The organism is Chryseobacterium sp. YIM B08800 (genome assembly GCF_026163565.1).
Taxonomy (GTDB): Bacteria; Bacteroidota; Bacteroidia; order Flavobacteriales; family Weeksellaceae; genus Chryseobacterium.
Genome location: NZ_JAPDKN010000003.1, coordinates 84,272 through 103,296 on the forward strand (window position 1 = coordinate 84,272; position 19,025 = coordinate 103,296).

Below are 19,025 nucleotides of genomic sequence, written 5' to 3' on the forward strand. Positions count from 1 at the left end.
TTATTTTTTAGTTTCGGTAGTCTCAGTTGTTGCTGTCGCTGCTGTTGCTGCGGGAGCCGGAGCTGCGCTTTTTTTGAAAGCACTCATTACATACATTGCCACTCTCCATCTGTCTCCAGGGTTTAGCTGTCCTGCATAAGAACCCATTGCGTTTCTACCATTTGTTAATACATAATGTACAGATCCTACAGTGATTTCTCTGTCTGCATAATTTGGTACACCAGAATATGCTCCGCTTTGTACGATTGGTCCTTGTCCGTCACCACCAGTTCCGTGACAAGCTGAACAAGTACGATCAAAAAGCATTTTACCTCTTTCTATATCTTTAGCTGCATTAGCAGGATTAAGAGGAGAAGCGCTTATTGCTTTTGAAGCATCATAACCTGCGTTATATTCGTCCGGAGTTTTAGGAAGTTTACCTTCTTCAAATACTCCGTCTTTATTTTGAGCTACTGAACCTTCTACAGGAGCAAGGCCAGTTGCACCGTTGTTTCTTACAAATGCAGGAATTTCATTTTCATGATCTGAATAAGCATCCTGAGCTTTCATCAACGGATCGTATGCCACTGGGAAATACATATCCGGGAAATATACTAAAGGTGCATTTTCATTCGGTCCGCAAGAATTAAGTAAAACTGTAGTTAAACCTAAAATTGCTGTAATTTTTAATACATTCTTTTTCATTTTAAGCATCTTTAACAGTTATTTCTTCTACTCCTGTTTCAATAAGCAACTGCTTTACAGATTCTACATCTTCAGTTACAAATTCCATAAGAAATTTATCATCTGTAGTCCTTGGATCTGGGTTTTGTGCAGGAGCTCCTGGATACATTTTATTTCTTACAAAGAAAGTAAGAGACATCATGTGAGCCGCACAGAATACCATCAATTCAAACATTGGGTCAATAAAAGCAGGGAAGTTGTCTACCCAGCTGTAAGATGGTTTACCACCAATATTTTGAGCCCAGTCATGATTCATGATATACCAAGTAACTGTAATACCAATACTCACACCATATAATGCATAGATAAATGCAGCATCAGAAATTCTTGTTTTTCTTAAACCTAAAGCTTTATCTAGCCCGTGAACAGGAAATGGGGTATAAACTTCGTTTATTGCAATTCCTTTATCGTTGAATGCTTTAACGCCGTTCATTAAATCGTCGTCGTCAGCATAAAGTCCGTATACAATTTTAGTGGTGCTCATCTCCTTCTTTTACTTTATAAGTTTCACCTGAGATTTTCAAGATCGATTTTAATTCTGCCTGTGCAATTACAGGGAATGTTCTTGCGTATAATAAGAATAATACAGAGAAGAATCCGATTGTACCTAAATATACACCTACGTCAATAATGGTTGGTTTAAACATTGTCCAAGAACCAGGCAAGTAATCTCTTGAAAGGTTAATTACGATGATGTCGAAACGCTCAAACCACATACCGATGTTGATAATTAATGCAATGATAAATGTTGCAATAATATTAGTTCTGATTCTCTTAAACCAGAACAAAGCCGGAATAACAAGGTTACAGATAATCAATGCCCAGAATGCCCACCAATAAGGTCCTACTGCAGCACCTGGAGAAAGGTATGTAAAGTCTTCATATCTTGAACCAGAATACCATCCGATAAAATATTCAGTAGCATAAGCTACAGTTACCATACCACCTGTAAGAACGATTACGATGTTCATAATTTCGATATGATACATAGTGATGTAATCTTCCAAGTGACAAACTTTTCTAGCAATTAACAATAGTGTTTGTACCATTGCAAATCCTGAGAAGATTGCTCCAGCAACGAAGTAAGGAGGATAGATCGTAGAGTGCCATCCTTTAATAACTGAAGTTGCGAAGTCAAAAGATACCGTAGTGTGTACTGAGAATACAAGTGGAGTTGCCAAACCTGCCAATACCAAAGATACTTCTTCAAATCTCTGCCAGTGTTTTGCTTTTCCACCCCATCCGAAAGATAGTAGCGTATAGATTTTCTTAGTCCAAGGAGTTTTAGCTCTGTCTCTGATCATAGCAAAGTCAGGAATCAACCCGATAAACCAGAATACTGTTGATACAGAGAAATACGTACAGATTGCAAATACGTCCCAAAGTAGAGGAGAGTTGAAGTTAGTCCAAAGTGAACCAAATTGGTTAGGAAGAGGAAATACCCAATATCCTACCCAAACTCTACCCATGTGAATAAGCGGGAAGATTGCTGCCTGTACAACTGCGAAGATTGTCATTGCTTCCGCAGAACGGTTTACAGACATTCTCCAACGTTGTCTAAATAATAATAATACTGCTGAGATTAGGGTTCCGGCGTGACCGATACCTACCCACCATACGAAGTTGGTAATATCCCAACCCCAGTTAATAGTTCTGTTAAGCCCCCATGCTCCAATACCTGTTCCGATAGTATAAGCGATACAGCCGAATCCGTAGATGAAAAGAACTAAGGCTGCGTATAGTGAGATCCACCATAGTTTACCTGCTCTTTCTTCGATAGGTCGTGCAATATCTTCTGTGATATCGTGATAAGTTTTGTGACCAATAATCAGAGGTTCCCTTATCGGAGCTTCGTAATGTCCTGACATTTTTTACCTATTTATTATTTAAACTTTATTTTTCTACTCTATTTCTTACTTTAGCGTGATAGAACACATTTGGTTTGGTTCCGATCTCTTCAAGTAAATGATATCTTCTGTTGCTAGAATATAGTTTTCTAACTGAAGATTCTTTGTCATTCATATCTCCAAACTGCATTGCTCCGGTAGAACATGCTGCTGCACAAGCACAAGAGTTTTGGAACTCTGCGTCTGTTACTTTTCTGTTTTCTCTCTTAGCAGTCAAAATTGTTGCCTGAGTTTCTTGAATACATAAAGAACATTTCTCCATTACCCCTCTTGTTCTTACAACAACATCAGGGTTAAGAACCATTCTTCCAAGATCGTTATTCATGTTGAAATCGAACTTGTCATTCAAGTTATAAGTAAACCAGTTGAAACGTCTTACTTTGTACGGACAGTTGTTTGCACAATATCTTGTACCGATACATCTGTTGTAAGCCATGTGGTTTTGTCCTTGCTTACTGTGAGAAGTTGCCGCTACCGGACAAACAGTTTCACATGGAGCGTGGTTACAGTGTTGACACATTACCGGCTGGAAGATCACATCTGGATTTTCTGCTGGGTTTTCTAATGCTCCTTCAATACCAAGTATACTACTTCCGTAAAGCTCAGGCACAGCCATTCCTTCTTTAAGACCATCATAAACAGTCAATTTTTTCTCAGAAGAATAGTAACGGTCAATTCTCAACCAGAACATATCTCTCGACATTCTGATCTCTTCTTTACCAACTACAGGAACGTTGTTTTCTGCCTGACAAGCAATAATACAAGCTCCACAACCTGTACAAGAGTTTAAGTCTACTGATAAGTTGAAGTGAGGACCATCTGTATCATCAAAAGCATCCCAAAGGTCAATTTTACCTGCCGGAAGAGCTCCACTGATGGTGTGATATTCCAAAGGCTTGTTCCATCCTTTATGTTCGTCATCGAAAGGTACATTAATAAATTCTGCTAAAGGTACTTCTTTTGCAATTTCGTAACGTCCCATTAATGTATTCTGAAGCTGTACTCCTGCAAATTCGTGCTCTTCACCCGTTTTCTCAATTGAAACGTTTGAAATAACTAAGTTTGAACCATCAAATAAAGGATAAGCATTTACCCCAGTATCTGCAGTAGTTCCAGAATCTTTTTTACCATATCCTAAAGCAAGACCAACTGATCCGTCTGCTTGACCCGGCTGAATGAATACTGGTACGTTTTCTATTTTTACTCCGTTTACTGTAAGATTTACAAGAGAACCATCCAACTGCATTCTTGCATTCAGACTGTTTTCAATTCCTAATCTTTCAGCATCTTTAGTAGAGATTGTTAAGTAGTTATCCCAAGACATTCTTGTAATAGGATCTGGTAATTCTTGCAACCAAGGGTTGTTTGCCTGAGTTCCGTCTCCGATAGAAGTCTTTGTATAAAGTACTAATTCTAAATCTGAAGCTTTAAAATTACCTAATTCTGCTACAGCTTGAGCACCGTTTCCACCAGCATAAGATAAAGTAGTTGCATTAGCAGAAGCTACAATACCGTTGTATAAAGCTTTGTTGAAAGAAGTTCCTCCTAAAATAGAAGTCGCATTAGCTTTTAGGTAATCGTAATAGTTATTTGCAGCATTGTTTTTTCCGTTTTTCCAAACCAATAAAGATTCTTCGATCTGTCTTGATTTGTAGATTTTTTGGATAGTCGGCTGCATCAATGTATAAACTCCAGTCTGAGGTTCCATATCACCCCAAGATTCTAGCCAGTTAGCTACCGGAATTACAGCTTTCGCCGCTTTATACATTTCGTTTTTCTTATCTGTAACAGCAATTACGTAAGGAACTTTTGCCAAAGATTTTTTGAAATCCTGACCTTTATTGTTAGAATAAATTGGGTCAACGTTGTTTGTAATCAATACACCAACCTGTCCTGCATTTACCCAACCCAAAAATTCCTGATATCTTGCTTTATCAAATTCTTTTAAGAAGTTTGCTTTACCTGTGAAAGCAACTGAACCTAATTTTTGGTTAATTAAGTGTGCTAAAACCTGCGCCGCTTTAGAACCATCAGCTAAAACAACCGCTTTGCTTCCTTTAGCCTGCAATTCTTTTACAATTTCTGTAGCAACTTTAGTTGTTGGTGCAGATCCTGTAACGATAGCGTTGTAAACTTCAATTAAAGCTTTGTTTACATCACTTGGTTTTACTCTGTATCTAGAGTCTGAGTTTGCACCGGTTAAAGACATATTAGATTCAACCTGAATGTGTCTCAACATGTTTGGTCCCGGAACTCTTGCTGCCGCGTAAGAAGTTTCTAAGCTAGCTGCATTATAATCTCCTAAGAAATCAGCCTGAAAAGCAACCACCAATTCAGATCCTTTAAGATCGTAAACAGGCAATGCTCTTTGTCCAAAAACTTCCTGAGCTGCATCTAAAGCTGCAGAGTGAGGGAAAGCATCATAAGTTACTAATTCAGCCGTAGGATATTTTGCTTTAAATTCAGCAAACAATTTTTTGAATGTAGGTGAAGCGAAAGACTGAGATAAAAGAACAATCTTTTTACCTGCAGACTGAGCCTCGTTTAATCCTTTCAAAACGAAATCATCTACTTTATCGAAAGTTTCGTCTTTACCGTCAAGTTTAGGTTGCTTTACTTTATCGTTATCATAAAGTGAAAGTACACTTGCTTGAGCTCTTGCGTTAGTTTTACCTAAGTCTCCAGCTGCCGGGTTCGGATCGATTTTGATAGGTCTACCTTCTCTTGTTTTTACTAAAACACTTGCGAAGTCGAAACCATCAAAATATGTTGAAGCGTAGAAATTTGGAACCCCAGGAATAATTTCGTGTGGTTTCACTACATAAGGAATCGTTTTGATTACCGGAGCTTCACAGGCAGCCAAAGTTACTGCTGCTGTAGAGAATCCTAATAATTTTAGGAAATCTCTTCTAGAAGTACCGTCAGTTTTTTCGGCACTTTCTAGAAAATCTTCTACCGGAATTTCTTCTTGGAACTCTTTAAGAGCCAGCTTACCTGTTAAGGCAGGGTCTTTAAGTTCGTGAATACTTCTAAATTGTATTTTGTTTGAAGCCATTTTATACTTCTAATTTTTTAGTTATTAATAATGACATTTACCACACTCAAGACCTCCAATTGCATCTACAGTGATTTTACCACCATCTTTCGGGTATTGCTTTTTAAGCTTTTCGTGTAGATTTTTGAAGTATTCTTTATTATAACCGTTGTTCATATCAATTTCGGTTGTTCTGTGACATTCGATACACCATCCCATAGTGAAGTCGTTTGCCATTTGTACAACGTTCATTGTATCGATTTTTCCGTGACAAGCTTTACAAACTACGTCGATTTTGTTGTCTGGATTTTTCTTGTTGAATGAATTGATAATCGCTTGCTCACCTGCTACTACGTGTTGAGAGTGGTTGAAGTAAACGAAATCTGGCATGTTGTGGATTCTTGTCCATTCTACAGGAGTTGTTTTACCTGTGTATTGCTGTTTTGCAGGATCCCAACCTGTTGCAGCATAAATCTTCTGGATTTCTCCGTCGTAGAATGCTTTGTCTTTTCCTGGCTCAATATATTTACCGTTGTACTCAGAAATAGATCTGTGACAGTTCATACAAACGTTCATAGAAGGTATTTCAGATACTTTACCGTATTTAGCACTTGAGTGACATAGTTGACAGTCAATTTTGTTTTCTCCAGCGTGAATTTTGTGAGAGAAGTAGATAGGTTGTTCAGGCTTATATCCTTTGTAAACACCAATCCACATGATCCAGTTCCAGATACCGTATGTTGCTAAAATAGCTAATACAGCCAATAGACCTTTACCGATAAAGTGGTACTTTTCGTAGATTTCGCTGAAAGATTTTACTCTAGTTTCATTAAGTCCTGTAAGTTCTTCAGACTGACCTAATTTTACTAGTTGTCTTAGTTTGATTAAGATCCAAACCAATAACCCAGCGATCGCAATAAGTGAAATGATTACAATACTTGAAGTTGTATTGTTTGCTGGTGCAGCAGTAGTTGTTTCTCCTGCAGGAGGTGTTGCTTCTTCTTTAACAGGCTCCGGAGGATTAGTTGTATATGCTAAAATATCATCAATGTCCTTATCACTAAGATTAGGAAACTGCTGCATTACGGTTTTGTTGTGTTTCTCAAAAACCTCATTTGCATACTTGTCGCCTGAAGCTCTCAGTGCAACATTGTCTTTAATCCACTTGTGAAGCCAGTCTGTGTCAAGTCCCTGCTCAGTTTTAAGTCTTTCTACCACACCTTTCAGTGCAGGTCCTACAACTTGTTTGTCTAAAGCGTGACATGCCGTACAGTTTGCCTTAAAAAGTTTCTCGCCATTTTTAGGATCGCCGTCTTGCCCGTAAATTGAAGCACTCGTTGATAGCAATAAACCTATCGCAATCAGCCCTTTTTTATAATGCTTTCTCCAACTAATCATTTAAATTGTCTTATGTTAGTAAATATTGAATGTGTAATCAATCCCGCAAAAATAATATTTTTAAGAAGAATTTAACGGCTTTAACAAAAGGTAAAATGTCATAATCGTTTAATTTGTAACTATTCTAAATAACTGCGTTTGCTGTATTTTTTAAATTATTATAACTTTGCGGAAATAAGTTTAAATGAAAAATTTCATCAAAATATTTTCGCTACTCTCTTTAATGAGTTTTTATACTCTTGAAGCACAGCAGGTTGTAAAGAAAGATACGCTTTCCGGAACTGAGCTGACTATTACTATGGATTCTCGTATAAGTGAAGCTTTATCGGCGATTGAAGATCGTTGTGCAAAGACAACAGCAACAAAAGTTTCTTCCGGAATTGATGATGATGCTCCTGCAAAACCAACGAAAATATTTGTTCCAAGCAGAGAATTGACAAATGCTGAGATCTGTAGAAAAAATCCTAGAATATTAGGGTTTAAAATTCAGATTGCTGTTGTAAAAAGCAACGATGAAGCAAATGAAATTAAAGCTTATTTCAGAAAAAGATTTCCAAATTTAAAGGTTGAAACGGATGCTTCTTTAAGACCAAATTATAAAATTTTGGCAGGAAGTTATTTTACAAAACAAAGTGCAGCAGGCGATTTGGCGAGAGTGAAAGAGTATTTTAAATCAGCATTGCCAATTCAGTACAGAGTTTTTTGTGCGGAAGCAAAATAAAAGTTTAATTGAATAAAAAATTAAAAGGGTGAGAAATTTTTCTCACCCTTTTTTTATCTGTAAAATTGATTGACAAAATCATAAAATTCCCACATTCTCATGTAATTGTTAAGCAGTAAATACACCAACATTATTCCAATGACTGATGTGAAGAATGACATCATTTTTGGCGATTTTCTATAAGAAAAAAAGAGCCATCCTAACATGATCGGAAATGCAAAAACAAAATGTCCTCCATAAATGTAAGAAGTATGAAGTCCGAATCTGAAAACACAATGAATTAAAATGTCAACCAGTAAAGAGAGCATGATAATTTGCACCAATTTATTCTTGAAATTTCTAAAATAACTCCATAAAACAAGCCCTAAAAGTAATCCGATGAATAAATAGGGGATAACTGAAGTGTAAACATCCATAAAAAGTGCTTTGTAATAAAAACCTTTCATATTGTGCTTTTCACGAATAAAAAAACTTGGAAAAAGAATACTTCCGCCGAAGAAATAAGAGTAAATCATATCCCAAGTCGGAGTAGATTTCACATTAGAAAATTTCTCGTACTGCTCTCCCGATTTTGATAGTATATTTTTGTATTTAAAATCGATTCGGTAAAGGTAAAGCAAGATAAAAGTTGTACAGGTAAGTGCTACTCTGAAAACAGCATTCCCAAATTTTTTCCAATTTTTAAAAAGGCCTTTTTCAAATGCAATTGGGATGAAAACTTTCACAATATTTGTTACGGTTAATCCTCCAATTGTAACTCCCGCCAAAACCAAAGCTGAACCGGCAATTTTTTGATTTTTTTTAAATTTTATTGCCGTGTAATAATTAAATAAAACCAATAAAAATAGAGTGTAAGTATAGGTTTCCGGTGTAAATGATAATAAAATATTTGTTGAAAAAACACTGAAAAAAGCAACAATCAATAGGTTTAATCCTATGGGAAGATAGGTGATGTTTTTTAAATATTTATAGATCTGAATCAGACTTAAACTGATGGTAATATTGCTTAGCCAAGCTAATGTTAACCTAAAATTGCTTCCTGTTTTTCCATCAGAAATATAAAAAGCAAGCTCCCTAATCCAATTGAAAAAATAATAGGATAAAGGGTGTCTTTCGAAGCTTCCGCCACTCATTACAATGGCTTTATTGTCGAAACTGAAATAGCCGTCCCAAGGAATTCTTGCATCAAAAATAATGCGGTAATGTTGCGCTAAATAAGTTCCGAATATACCATAAGTAACAAGAAAGAACACAAATAATCCTAATTCTACATAAGAAGAAGGAAAAACAATTTTGAAAAAGTTTAAAAATTTTGATTTGAATGACACTAAATGTAATTTTTGCAAAAGTAAAATAAAAAACTCACCCTGAAAGGTGAGTTTTATAATATTGAAAAGATATTAATTAATCTTTAATGATTTTTTCTGTTTTGCTGCTTCCGTCAGCAAACTCCACTTTAATTAAGTAAGTTCCTTTAGTAAATGCGCTAAGGTTTACTGTTTCAGAGCTTCCTACTGTAAGAACTTTTCCTGATAAATCTAAAACAGTTGTTGATTTTATTTTCTTATCAGTTTTGATGTTTACTTCTCCTTTTGTAGGATTGGGATATATAGTAGTTTTTGACTTTGAAGCTTCTTTAGTAGAAAGAGTCGACGCTAAAACTTGCACGTCGTCTACTGCAACAGCATCAGCATTAGCTCCAACATATTGAAATCTAATACGAACATCAGCTTGTCCTATATATGCACTAAGACTTTTCTGAACAGCGACTGTATTGTATAAATCTGTATCTTCGTCACCATCACCATCGTCAGTAAATCCAGATTCAGTATCTTCATCCCAAAGAGTCGTCCAAGATGTTCCTCCATTGGTTGATACTTGAGCAATTAGATCTCCTGCATCACTATCAATCATGTAAGACCATCCAACAACTACGTTAAATTTTAGTACTGGACTAGCGGCGCCCACTAAACTAAATGAGGGACTTGATAAATTAGCGGTATTGGTTTGGGTAATCCAGTCAATAGATGCTGAATTATTTCCGGTAATTGTAAAGTGATCTCTAATTTCGATGTCTTGTGCAGTAGTTCCTGGAAAATTTACTGTAGATAAATTCCATTGTCTAGAAGCATTAGTGTTTGTTGTTGTCCATCCTGTTGGAGGAAATGTTGCTCCTTCAAAGTTTTCTGATAATAATGTCTGAGCATTTATTGAAAGACAAGATAAAATACCTAAGCTAAGTAAAATTTTTTTCATGGAATTATTTTTTTTCAAAATTAATAAAAATAATCAAATATAAATGTAAATGTTTCACTAAATGACTCTAAGAACTGCAAGATAACATCGAACACCCTGAAATATCGTCATAACCCGTAGGTCTTTTTATGGAAAATTCGGAAAAAATTTCTTCATAAGGATTTTCCAACGCTTTTGTCAGTTTTTGTAACATTTCAGTTTTGCCATTGTTGATTTCTTCAATGCATTCAAAAAGAAGATAATTTCTAAGGAGAAATTTTGGATTTGCTTTTTTCATTAAATCTAAAGAGTCTTCTTTTGAAATAGTATTGTTTTTTAAACGGATCAAATAGTTTTGGATGAAATCTTCAAGTTTTTTTACTTTAACATCATCTAAAAAACAATAAGATATATTTTGAAATTCTGTTTTAATGTCTGAAATACTTTCGAGTTTTTCTAAAAGGTTAAAAAATAAAGTATAATCAAATTGAAGCTCTTGCATCAAACCTTGCCAGTTGATAAAAAATTCCTCATTCTCTTTTTTGAATTCATCAAAACCAAACTTTCTACAGAGCATTCTATCATGAGCTTCCCAGAAATAATTTCCGTATGAGTTTAATGTTTCTTCTAAAAATTTCTCATCTTTTATCAAAGGGAAAAGTGCATTAGCAAGTTGCCAGAGATTCCATTGAGAAACTTGTCCTTGTTTTCCGAAAGCATATCTTCTTCCTGGTAAATCTGTTGTGTTGGGTGTGAAATTTAAGTCATATTCATCCATCATAGAATAGGGTCCATAATCTATTGTCAGACCTAAAATTGACATATTGTCCGTATTCATCACGCCATGTACGAAGCCAACTCTAAACCATTCGACCATTAAATCTGCAGTTTTGGTGCAAACTTCACTGAAAAAGTCTTTGTATTTCTGTTCACCTTGAGAGGTTATACTTTTAAAATAATTTTTAATTGTAAAATCAACCAAATCAATTAGTGTGTTAATTTCTTTTTGCGCAGAAATCAATTCGAAATGACCAAAACGGAGGAAGCTTTCAGCGGTTCTTACAACGACTGCGCCTTTTTCTTTCTGAGGATTCCCGCTGTACATCATGTCGCGTACAACTTCTTCACCTGTAAAACATAAACTTAAAGCTCGGGTTGTTGGGATTCCTAAATGATGCATTGCTTCGCTCATTAAATATTCGCGAACGGAGGATCTCAAAACAGCTCTTCCATCAGCATGACGGGAATAGGGGGTTGCTCCGGCTCCTTTCCATTGAATTTCGTTTTTTTCTCCTGCTTCATTGGTGATTTCACCTGCAAAAATTGCACGACCATCTCCTAGCTGACCTGCCCAATTTCCAAACTGATGTCCTGCGTAAGCTGTCGCATAAGTTTTTATATTTTCAGGTAAATGGCTTGCTGCTAAAAAATTAACATCGTTTTCATTAAATTTTCCCAAGCCTATTTCTTCCGAAAGCTTTTCATTGAAAATAATCAGTTCAGGATTTTCAAAACCGACTGGCTCTACGGTTGAAAAAAGAACTCTAGGCGTATTTCTCTGAATGGTATTTCCTGAAAAATCTCCAGGGAAAATCTCTGTAAATGGCTGGGTAATCTTGTCGATATTCATTGTTCAAAGATATTAAAAGAAAGAAATAAAAAAGACCTTCCAATAATTGAAAGGTCTTATAATGATTATAAATAAATTTATTTATTAAAATCGATATCTTCACTGGTGTTCAAATGTTCATTCACATTTTCTTCTTTTTTACCAGAGTTGTTTTTCGGTCCTGTATCTGCCGGGCGTGGATTTTTTAAGTCATCGATGGTTTGCAATCCTCCATCATCACCATATCCTCCGCTAAGTCCCTGAAGATTTGAGCATCCGTCTTTCCAATCAAGAGGTTTTACAAATTTGTCATCAGGTGATATTTTTAAGCTTTTATCTGCCCATACCTTTTTCATGAATATTGCCCAGATTGGTAATGCCATTTTTGCTCCCTGACCTTCTCCTGTGCTTGCAAAGTGCGTTGCTCTATCTTCCCAGCCAACCCAAGCTCCGGTTGCCAATTTTGGAGTAATTCCCATAAACCAACCGTCTGAGTTATTCTGGGTTGTTCCAGTTTTACCTGCAATTTCTACTGCTTTTGAGATTCCCCTTCTGCCTAATTCTCCAGATGCAGTACCAAATTCAGCAACACCTTTCATTAATTCGATCATCGTGTAAGCATAATTAGGATTCATCACTTCTTTGGGATCAGAAGCTACTTCTTTTATTACTCTTCCATTCACATCTTCAATTCTCCAAATCATTTCAGGTTTATTGTAATTTCCGTAGTTTGCGAATGTACTATAAGCACCCAACATCTCATAAATGGTAATATCTGATGAACCTAAAGCCATTGGTAAACTTGTAGAAATTTCTTCAGTTACCCCTAAATCTCTTGCAGTCTGAATAACGCTTTGCGTTCCAACCATTTCCGCTAACCTTACTGCAACAGGGTTTTTTGAATGAGCTAATGCATTTTTTAGAGTCAACATTCCGCCGGATCCTTCAACATTCCAACTGCCTTTTCTGTAAGATGCGTTCGATATTGTTGAGCAAGGTGTTAAACCTAATTTCATAATCGCAGTTGCATAAACAAATGGTTTGAAAGTAGATCCTACCTGTCTTTTTCCTTGTTTGATGTGGTCATATTGGAAATGTTGCCAATCGATTCCTCCAACCCAAGCTTTAATTTCGCCTGTTCCAGGAACCATAGACATTAAACCTGCTTGTGCAACTTTTTTATGCCATCTTATAGAATCCCATGGACTCATCTCTACTTCTTCTTCACCAGCCCATGTAAATCTAGACATTTTTACAGGCTTATGAAACTCTAACATAATAGAATCTTCAGGCATGTTTTCTGCTACCATTTGTTTATAACGGCCTGTTCTTTTAACGGCCTGCATCATGATATTATCAATCTGCTTATTATTCAACTTATAAAATGGCCAATCTTTTCTACCTCTTTGCTCTGAATCAAATCTTCTTTGAAGATCCGTTAAATGTTCTTTGATAGCATCTTCAGCATATTTTTGCATTTTAGAATCAAGAGTAACATATATTTTTAAACCGTCTTTAAATAGGTTTAATTTTTTACCTGTTTCTTTTTCGTAATCATCAAGATACTTATTGATCTCTTTTCTTAAGTAAAATTTATAATAAGCCGAATAATCGTCGTTTATATCTTTAATTGGGTGGTAATCTGTAGTAATTGGAGTTGCTATAGCTTTATCATAGTTTTCTTTATCAATGTAGCCTGTTTCCAACATCTGCTTCAGCACAACATCTCTCCTGTCCTTTGGTCTAGAAGTGTTGTCTCTAAGCGGATTGTTTGCGTTTGGAGCTTCCAACATAGAAACAAATATAGCTGCTTCAGGAAGAGTAAGCTGAGAAGCTGATTTATTGAAATAAATTTTAGAAGCCATTTCAATACCATTGGCATTATGTGTAAAATCAAACTTGTTAAAATATAAAGTGATGATTTCTTCTTTGGTATATCTCTTTTCCAAACTTACCGCAACTACCCATTCTTTAAGCTTTTGGATGGCTCTTTTTACACGATTTTTTGAAGGCTCTTTTGTAAATAAAAGTTTTGCCAACTGTTGAGTGATGGTAGAACCTCCACCTCGGTCACCACCGTATCTTACTGCTCTTAAAATAGATTTTAAATCGATACCCGAATGTTCTTTAAAACGTTCGTCTTCTTTTGCCTGAAGTGCATAGATCAGGTAGGGAGGTAGATCTTTATAAGTTACAGGTTGTGTTTTCTCTTTCTCAAATTTGCCTAAAAGAACTCCGTCTGATGAATAAATTTGGGATGCCACATAAATATCCGGATTTTCAAGTTCTTTTACATCGGGCATTTCACCAAGAAAACCTTGGGAAACTGCAAAGAAAAGTCCTGAAATACCTAAAACTACCGCAATGAAACCAATCCAGATGAATTTTACCCATCTTTTCCAGGCAGTGTTTTTGGTGTTTTTTTTAGGAGGAAGCGGGAATGTTTTTCCCTTGTTTCCTTTATTTTGTTTGTTTTCTTCCATGTATAATTACGGTTTAGCCGTTTCTACTTTTATACCTAAGTCTTCAATCCCCGGAAGATTATCGTTTCTCATTGCCTGAGCAACCGCAATTTCATAATTGCCTTTTTCCGGGAATTTGTAATTCAATTTATACTGAAACAAAGTTTCTTTCGTTTCTCCAAATCCTGTTCCAAGCCATTCTCCATTTGGTTTTGCTAAAATATAATTCAGCGTATCTACTTGTTTAGCCTTGGTTTTCGAGTTGGTAAGATTAACAATGAATCTTATGTTACTGTAAGGATAATCATTGTTGTTTCTTACAACAAATATAAGATTTTTAGGATTTTGCGGATCCGAAATTTCAAGATTAAATTTTTGTTCGGTCTTCTTATTCCATTTATTATCAACGTTATTCATGATAACGTCTTCTCCGGAAGCGTTGCAGCTTACCAAAAAAACAAGGAGAAAAAGTCCTGAAATTTTATGCATTATTATCTTTTTTTGGAGGAAATTTCTTTTTAAACTTCTTTTTGGGCTGTTGATTCTGTGGTTTTTTATCAACATCATTATTTACTGCTTCAGTTTTTTCCAACTGCGGTTTATCCGATTGTGGTTTCTGCTGTTGCTGTTTTTGAGACCTTTGATTATTTTGATTAGGTCTTGTGTTTTTTTCAGGTCTTTGCTGACGTTCAGATCTTTCTGTTCTTTCGCCTTTATCTGCTCTGTCCTGAGGTTTTTCGTTATTATTTTCGGGTCTAGGTTTTCTAGGTCCCTGATTTTGATTGTTGTTTGGTTTGTTTTGATTCTGATTTCCTTGGTTTCTGTTTTTGTTGAAACCTCTGTTTTTCTTCTCAAAACGATCTACACTGTTTTCCTGAATTAAATCAACTGTTTTAATAGAAATTTCAGGTTGTTTCAAATCTTCGAGAGGTAACGTTTTTTCACCCCTTTTATTTTGCGAAATCATTTTTTTTACCAAATCAACGTCGAAATCGTACCACGCCATCGAGCTGTCGACGTAAGCAAACCACATTTTCTTTTTGAAAACATCAATTTTTATACAAAAAGCTCTTCCTTTTTCGGTATCAATCATGGTTGAAGAAGAAGGGAAGTGGCTTAATGCATCAAGATAACTGTCTAATTCATAGTTTAGACAACATTTAAGTTTACCACATTGTCCTGCCAGTTTTTGAGGATTGATGCTCAATTGCTGATATCTTGCCACATTGGTGTTTACCGATCTGAAGTCTGTTAACCAAGTTGAGCAGCACAATTCTCTTCCGCAAGATCCTATTCCGCCAACTTTTGCAGCTTCCTGTCTGAAACCTATCTGTTTCATATCGATTTTTGTACGGAAAGCTCCTGCAAATTCTTTAATTAACATTCTGAAATCCACTCGGTTATCGGCGGTGTAATAGAATGTAACTTTAGAAGAGTCGCCTTGGTATTCTACATCAGTAATCTTCATTTCAAGACCTAATCTGTGAGAAATTTTTCGGGCTTCTATTTTTACATTTTCTTCTTTTTTTCTAGCTTCCTGCCAAACTTCTATGTCTTTTTGGTTGGCAAGTCTATATATTTTAAGCGGGTTTTCTTCTGAAGATCTTTTTTTCTTCATCTGAATTTTCACTAATTCTCCCGTAAGGCTTACAACGCCTACATCGTGTCCCGGACTAGATTCTACTGTTACAACGCTACCTATATGTAAAGGAATATTATTTACATTTTTATAAAATAATTTTCTGTCATTTTTAAATCTAACTTCTACAAAATCACACCTGTTTGATGCAGGGTTTTGTACGTTAGACAGCCAATCGAAAACACTTAATTTATAACTATTATCGCAGGTATTTACACTTTCACAGCCATTCGCAGATTTTGTTCCGCAAGAATGTGCAGAATCGCCGGATGTTTTACATCCACAACTCATATTATAATTTGTTTAATCTTGCAAATTTATTGATTTTTATCTTTATACAATTCCAAATGTACTAAATATTAATTTTTGAAAATGTTTAATATTAAACAGGGGAAGATTTGCTTGCCTAGATTCTATTTAATACGATGTTATTGAGTGTGTTATTTTAATTTATGCATGAGATATTATTTTAAACATAGTTTTCTTTTACTTGTTTGTTTAAAATTTTAAGATTTATTAACAGACGTAAACAAAATAATTTTATATTTGGGTTATATAATAATAGTCTATGAAAAAAATATTAATATCAACCGCTTTATTGGCTGGAGTTTTATCTTATGCGGGAGGCTTTAGAGTTTCTTTGCAAGGGGTAAAGCAATTGGCAATGGCACACACCAGTGCACATGCTGAAGATGCGAGTGTTGCATTCTTTAATCCGGCAGGTATGTCATTTATTCCTTCTAAACTAAGTATTGTTGCAGGAGGTTTTGGAGCAAGTAATAAAGTTACTTTTCAGAATTTAAACACTTTACAAAGTACAGAGACCGATAATCCGTTGGGCACACCAATTTACGCAGCGATAGCTTATAAGCCGATTGATAAATTGTCGATTGGTTTCAGTTTTTCTACGCCTTTTGGTAGTACAATTCAATATCCATACGATTGGGAAGGAAGAGAAATGGTACAGAAACTTGAGCTGAAAAGTTTTTATTTCCAACCTATGGTTTCCGTGAAAATGGCTGACTGGGTTTCTTTCGGTGCAAGTTATATTTACGCAAGAGGATCAGTAAACTGGGATAAAGCAGTGACGCAATTTGGCGGAACAGTTAATATTAATGACGAGAAAGCAAGTGGTCACGGTTATGGTTTTGGTTTTTATTTCAGACCAGATCCAAAATTTGATATGAGTATCGCATACCGTTCGCCTGTTGATATGAAAGCTAAAAAAGGAACCGCAACTTTCGTAGCTCCTGCACAGACTACTGTAAATACTCTTTTAGGGCTGAATGCAGCTGGACAGGATAGTTTTACAGCGACTTTGCCTCTTGTAGAAGAATATACAATTGGTTTAACGTATAGAGTTACTCCAAAATGGCAAATTTCTGCAGATTTCAACTACCATGGTTGGGAAAGATACAGCAAGCTAACTTTAGATTTTGCTAATGCACCAATCGGAAATCAGGCAGATCCTACAATATTGGTTGCTCCAAAGAACTTTAAAAATTCTAAAACAGTAAGATTGGGAACTCAGTATGCATTTACTAATATGATTTATGGTCGTTTAGGTGCTTATTACGATGAATCTCCTTATTCTGATGAAAACTTCATTCCGGAAACACCATCTTTTGACTCTTTTGTGTTAACAGGAGGTTTAGGTTTCAAACTTAATAAATTCGGTGTTGATGTTGCAGGTGGTTATGCAATGCCACAAAGCAGAGATGTGAAAAATAATTACTTAGGTTTCTATGGTCAGGCAAAGGCTAAAGCATTCTATTTTGGTCTAGGTTTATCTTATAATGCTTTTTAATTTTAAATTATGAAAAAAATAATAATATCTACAATAGCTGTTTCGGCACTTCTTTTTACAGTAAGCTGTAATACAGATTTTGATACTGACGTAGAAGACATCGTTGTAACGAAAGGTGAAGCAGATTTCTCTAAATTTATTTCTTTAGGAAACTCTCTAACTTCAGGATACAGAGACGGTACATTATATTCTGGCGGACAAGCAGAATCTTTCCCAAGCATGATTGCTGGACAAATGAAACTTGCCGGAGGAGGAGAATTTAAACAACCTCTTATGCCAAATAATGTTGGTGGTTTTACAAATTTGCCAGGTTTTCCGGGTAAGCTTGAGCTTAAAATGGTTAATGGCGCATTAAGTCCGGTTGCAAATGCTCCTGCAGCAGCTTTAGATAATGTTGCAGCGGGAGGCCCTTACCAAAATATGGGAGTTCCGGGTGCAAAAGTTGCTCACTTATTGGCTCCAGGTTATGGTAATGCGGCAGGTCTTTCTTTAGGACTTGCAAATCCTTATTTCGTAAGGTTTGCTTCTTCTACGACGGCATCTGTTGTTGGTGATGCATTAGCTCAGAATCCTACATTTGTTTCTTTATGGATTGGAAATAATGATGTTTTAGGATATGCAACTACAGGTGGTGACGGAACCAATCCTATTACTCCGGTTGACGGAGCTGCGGGGGTAGGATTTACCAATACTTATACAGCTTTAATCAATACAGTTTTCCCTACTGGAACTACAAGAAAAGGGGTAGTTGCGAATATTCCTAATGTAACCAGCGTGCCATTTTTCACAAGAGTTCCGGCAATGCCTCTTACCAATCTTACAGATACACAGGTTTCTCAGTTGAATACGGCTTATGCTACTTATAATGCAGGTTTAGCGCAGGCTAAATCTTTAGGTGCAATCAATGATGCAGAATATCAGAAAAGATTGATCAAGTTTACTGCGGGAGCTGTTGCTAACGGAGCTGTTATTTCCGATAAAGATTTGACTACCGTTCCTGGTTTACCAAAATATAGACAAACAACTTCAAAAGACTATATTTTATTAACTGCAAGTGCAGTGCTTACTCCTCAAGCGGGTGGAGGTACTTCTGTTCCTTTGGAAGATAAATTGGTTCTTACAGAAGCTGAAGCAGCAAAAGTTCTAACTGCTACAACTGCGTATAATACTACAATCAGATCTTTGGCAGATTCTAAAGGTTTAGCTTTTGTTGATATGAATGCTAAAATGATTGAATTAAATTCTAAATCAGGAATTTCTTGGAATGGAGTGAGATATACGGCTACTTTTGTTACCGGAGGTACATTCTCTTTAGATGGAGTTCACCTTACAGGAAGAGGGTATGCTGTGGTTGCGAATGAATTTATTAAGTCAATTAATAAAAAATACAGATCGACTTTACCACAGGTAGATCCTAATAAATATTCAGGAGTTACATTTCCTTAATCGGAGATAAAAATAAATAATAGAAACCACAGGATTGATTCTTG

The 19,025-nt window shown here is 35.8% G+C and carries 14 protein-coding genes; 3 read left to right on the top strand and 11 right to left on the bottom strand.

Annotated features, from left to right (window positions below; all coding sequences use genetic code 11):
- Genes OEW74_RS01810 through OEW74_RS01830 form a run of 5 tightly spaced genes read right to left on the bottom strand, consistent with a single transcriptional unit; the run spans position 1 to position 7,062 of the window.
- Positions 1–693, bottom strand: coding sequence for a c-type cytochrome (locus OEW74_RS01810; protein WP_265426856.1), 693 nt, complete (start codon positions 691–693; stop codon positions 1–3).
- Positions 686–1,207 carry a DUF3341 domain-containing protein gene (locus tag OEW74_RS01815; RefSeq protein ID WP_210148558.1) on the bottom strand — a complete coding sequence of 174 codons (522 nt, stop codon included), beginning with the start codon at positions 1,205–1,207 and terminating at the stop codon, positions 686–688. The genes OEW74_RS01810 and OEW74_RS01815 overlap by 8 nt, the downstream gene beginning before the upstream one ends.
- Complete coding sequence (gene nrfD, locus OEW74_RS01820) at positions 1,194–2,591, bottom strand: NrfD/PsrC family molybdoenzyme membrane anchor subunit (protein ID WP_074230687.1); 1,398 nt, start codon at positions 2,589–2,591, stop codon at positions 1,194–1,196. The genes OEW74_RS01815 and nrfD overlap by 14 nt, the downstream gene beginning before the upstream one ends.
- A gap of 25 nt (positions 2,592–2,616) precedes the next feature.
- The gene (locus OEW74_RS01825; RefSeq protein ID WP_265426857.1) at positions 2,617–5,685 is read right to left on the bottom strand and encodes a TAT-variant-translocated molybdopterin oxidoreductase; all 3,069 of its coding nucleotides are present in this window, start codon (positions 5,683–5,685) and stop codon (positions 2,617–2,619) included.
- 24 nt (positions 5,686–5,709) lie between these two features.
- Entirely contained in the window at positions 5,710–7,062 is a 1,353-nt protein-coding gene (locus OEW74_RS01830) for a c-type cytochrome (RefSeq protein ID WP_265426858.1), read from the bottom strand.
- 184 nt (positions 7,063–7,246) lie between these two features.
- On the opposite strand from OEW74_RS01830, the gene OEW74_RS01835 reads away from it, so the two are divergent.
- Positions 7,247–7,783: an SPOR domain-containing protein gene (locus tag OEW74_RS01835; protein ID WP_265426859.1), complete on the top strand. Its 537-nt coding sequence runs from the start codon at positions 7,247–7,249 to the stop codon at positions 7,781–7,783.
- Positions 7,784–7,836: 53 nt separating this feature from the next.
- Here OEW74_RS01835 and OEW74_RS01840 read toward each other — a convergent pair whose 3' ends face one another.
- The 6 genes from OEW74_RS01840 to OEW74_RS01865 form a co-directional block, all read right to left on the bottom strand.
- The gene (locus tag OEW74_RS01840) at positions 7,837–9,111 is read right to left on the bottom strand and encodes a DUF6080 domain-containing protein (protein ID WP_265426860.1); all 1,275 of its coding nucleotides are present in this window, start codon (positions 9,109–9,111) and stop codon (positions 7,837–7,839) included.
- Positions 9,112–9,187: 76 nt separating this feature from the next.
- On the bottom strand, positions 9,188–10,039 hold the full coding sequence (locus tag OEW74_RS01845) for a T9SS type A sorting domain-containing protein (protein ID WP_265426861.1): 852 nt from the start codon (positions 10,037–10,039) through the stop codon (positions 9,188–9,190).
- 67 nt (positions 10,040–10,106) lie between these two features.
- Entirely contained in the window at positions 10,107–11,648 is a 1,542-nt protein-coding gene (locus tag OEW74_RS01850; protein WP_265426862.1) for a protein adenylyltransferase SelO, read from the bottom strand.
- 77 nt (positions 11,649–11,725) lie between these two features.
- A complete protein-coding gene (locus tag OEW74_RS01855) occupies positions 11,726–14,110 on the bottom strand; it encodes a penicillin-binding protein 1A (protein ID WP_265426863.1) in 2,385 nt (794 codons plus the stop codon).
- A gap of 6 nt (positions 14,111–14,116) precedes the next feature.
- Complete coding sequence (locus OEW74_RS01860; protein ID WP_265426864.1) at positions 14,117–14,578, bottom strand: gliding motility lipoprotein GldH; 462 nt, start codon at positions 14,576–14,578, stop codon at positions 14,117–14,119.
- A complete protein-coding gene (locus tag OEW74_RS01865; RefSeq protein WP_265426865.1) occupies positions 14,571–16,019 on the bottom strand; it encodes a PSP1 domain-containing protein in 1,449 nt (482 codons plus the stop codon). The genes OEW74_RS01860 and OEW74_RS01865 overlap by 8 nt, the downstream gene beginning before the upstream one ends.
- Positions 16,020–16,296: 277 nt before the next feature.
- Here OEW74_RS01865 and OEW74_RS01870 point away from each other — a divergent pair, with 277 nt between their 5' ends.
- Both OEW74_RS01870 and OEW74_RS01875 read left to right on the top strand, forming a co-directional pair.
- A complete protein-coding gene (locus OEW74_RS01870) occupies positions 16,297–17,535 on the top strand; it encodes an OmpP1/FadL family transporter (RefSeq protein WP_265426866.1) in 1,239 nt (412 codons plus the stop codon).
- A 9-nt stretch (positions 17,536–17,544) separates the two neighbouring features.
- Positions 17,545–18,981, top strand: coding sequence for a G-D-S-L family lipolytic protein (locus tag OEW74_RS01875; RefSeq protein ID WP_265426867.1), 1,437 nt, complete (start codon positions 17,545–17,547; stop codon positions 18,979–18,981).
- Positions 18,982–19,025 lie beyond the last annotated feature (44 nt).

Excerpts from the sequence above, each read along its gene's own strand:
- OEW74_RS01865 (WP_265426865.1), bottom strand. The coding sequence starts at position 16,019 with ATGAGTTGTGGATGTAAAACATCCGGCGATTCTGCACATTCTTGCGGA.
- OEW74_RS01860 (WP_265426864.1), bottom strand. The coding sequence starts at position 14,578 with ATGCATAAAATTTCAGGACTTTTTCTCCTTGTTTTTTTGGTAAGCTGC.
- OEW74_RS01825 (WP_265426857.1), bottom strand. The coding sequence starts at position 5,685 with ATGGCTTCAAACAAAATACAATTTAGAAGTATTCACGAACTTAAAGAC.
- nrfD (WP_074230687.1), bottom strand. The coding sequence starts at position 2,591 with ATGTCAGGACATTACGAAGCTCCGATAAGGGAACCTCTGATTATTGGT.
- OEW74_RS01850 (WP_265426862.1), bottom strand. The coding sequence starts at position 11,648 with ATGAATATCGACAAGATTACCCAGCCATTTACAGAGATTTTCCCTGGA.
- OEW74_RS01810 (WP_265426856.1), bottom strand. The coding sequence starts at position 693 with ATGCTTAAAATGAAAAAGAATGTATTAAAAATTACAGCAATTTTAGGT.
- OEW74_RS01855 (WP_265426863.1), bottom strand. The coding sequence starts at position 14,110 with ATGGAAGAAAACAAACAAAATAAAGGAAACAAGGGAAAAACATTCCCG.
- OEW74_RS01830 (WP_265426858.1), bottom strand. The coding sequence starts at position 7,062 with ATGATTAGTTGGAGAAAGCATTATAAAAAAGGGCTGATTGCGATAGGT.
- OEW74_RS01815 (WP_210148558.1), bottom strand. The coding sequence starts at position 1,207 with ATGAGCACCACTAAAATTGTATACGGACTTTATGCTGACGACGACGAT.
- OEW74_RS01875 (WP_265426867.1), top strand. The coding sequence starts at position 17,545 with ATGAAAAAAATAATAATATCTACAATAGCTGTTTCGGCACTTCTTTTT.
- OEW74_RS01870 (WP_265426866.1), top strand. The coding sequence starts at position 16,297 with ATGAAAAAAATATTAATATCAACCGCTTTATTGGCTGGAGTTTTATCT.
- OEW74_RS01835 (WP_265426859.1), top strand. The coding sequence starts at position 7,247 with ATGAAAAATTTCATCAAAATATTTTCGCTACTCTCTTTAATGAGTTTT.
- OEW74_RS01845 (WP_265426861.1), bottom strand. The coding sequence starts at position 10,039 with ATGAAAAAAATTTTACTTAGCTTAGGTATTTTATCTTGTCTTTCAATA.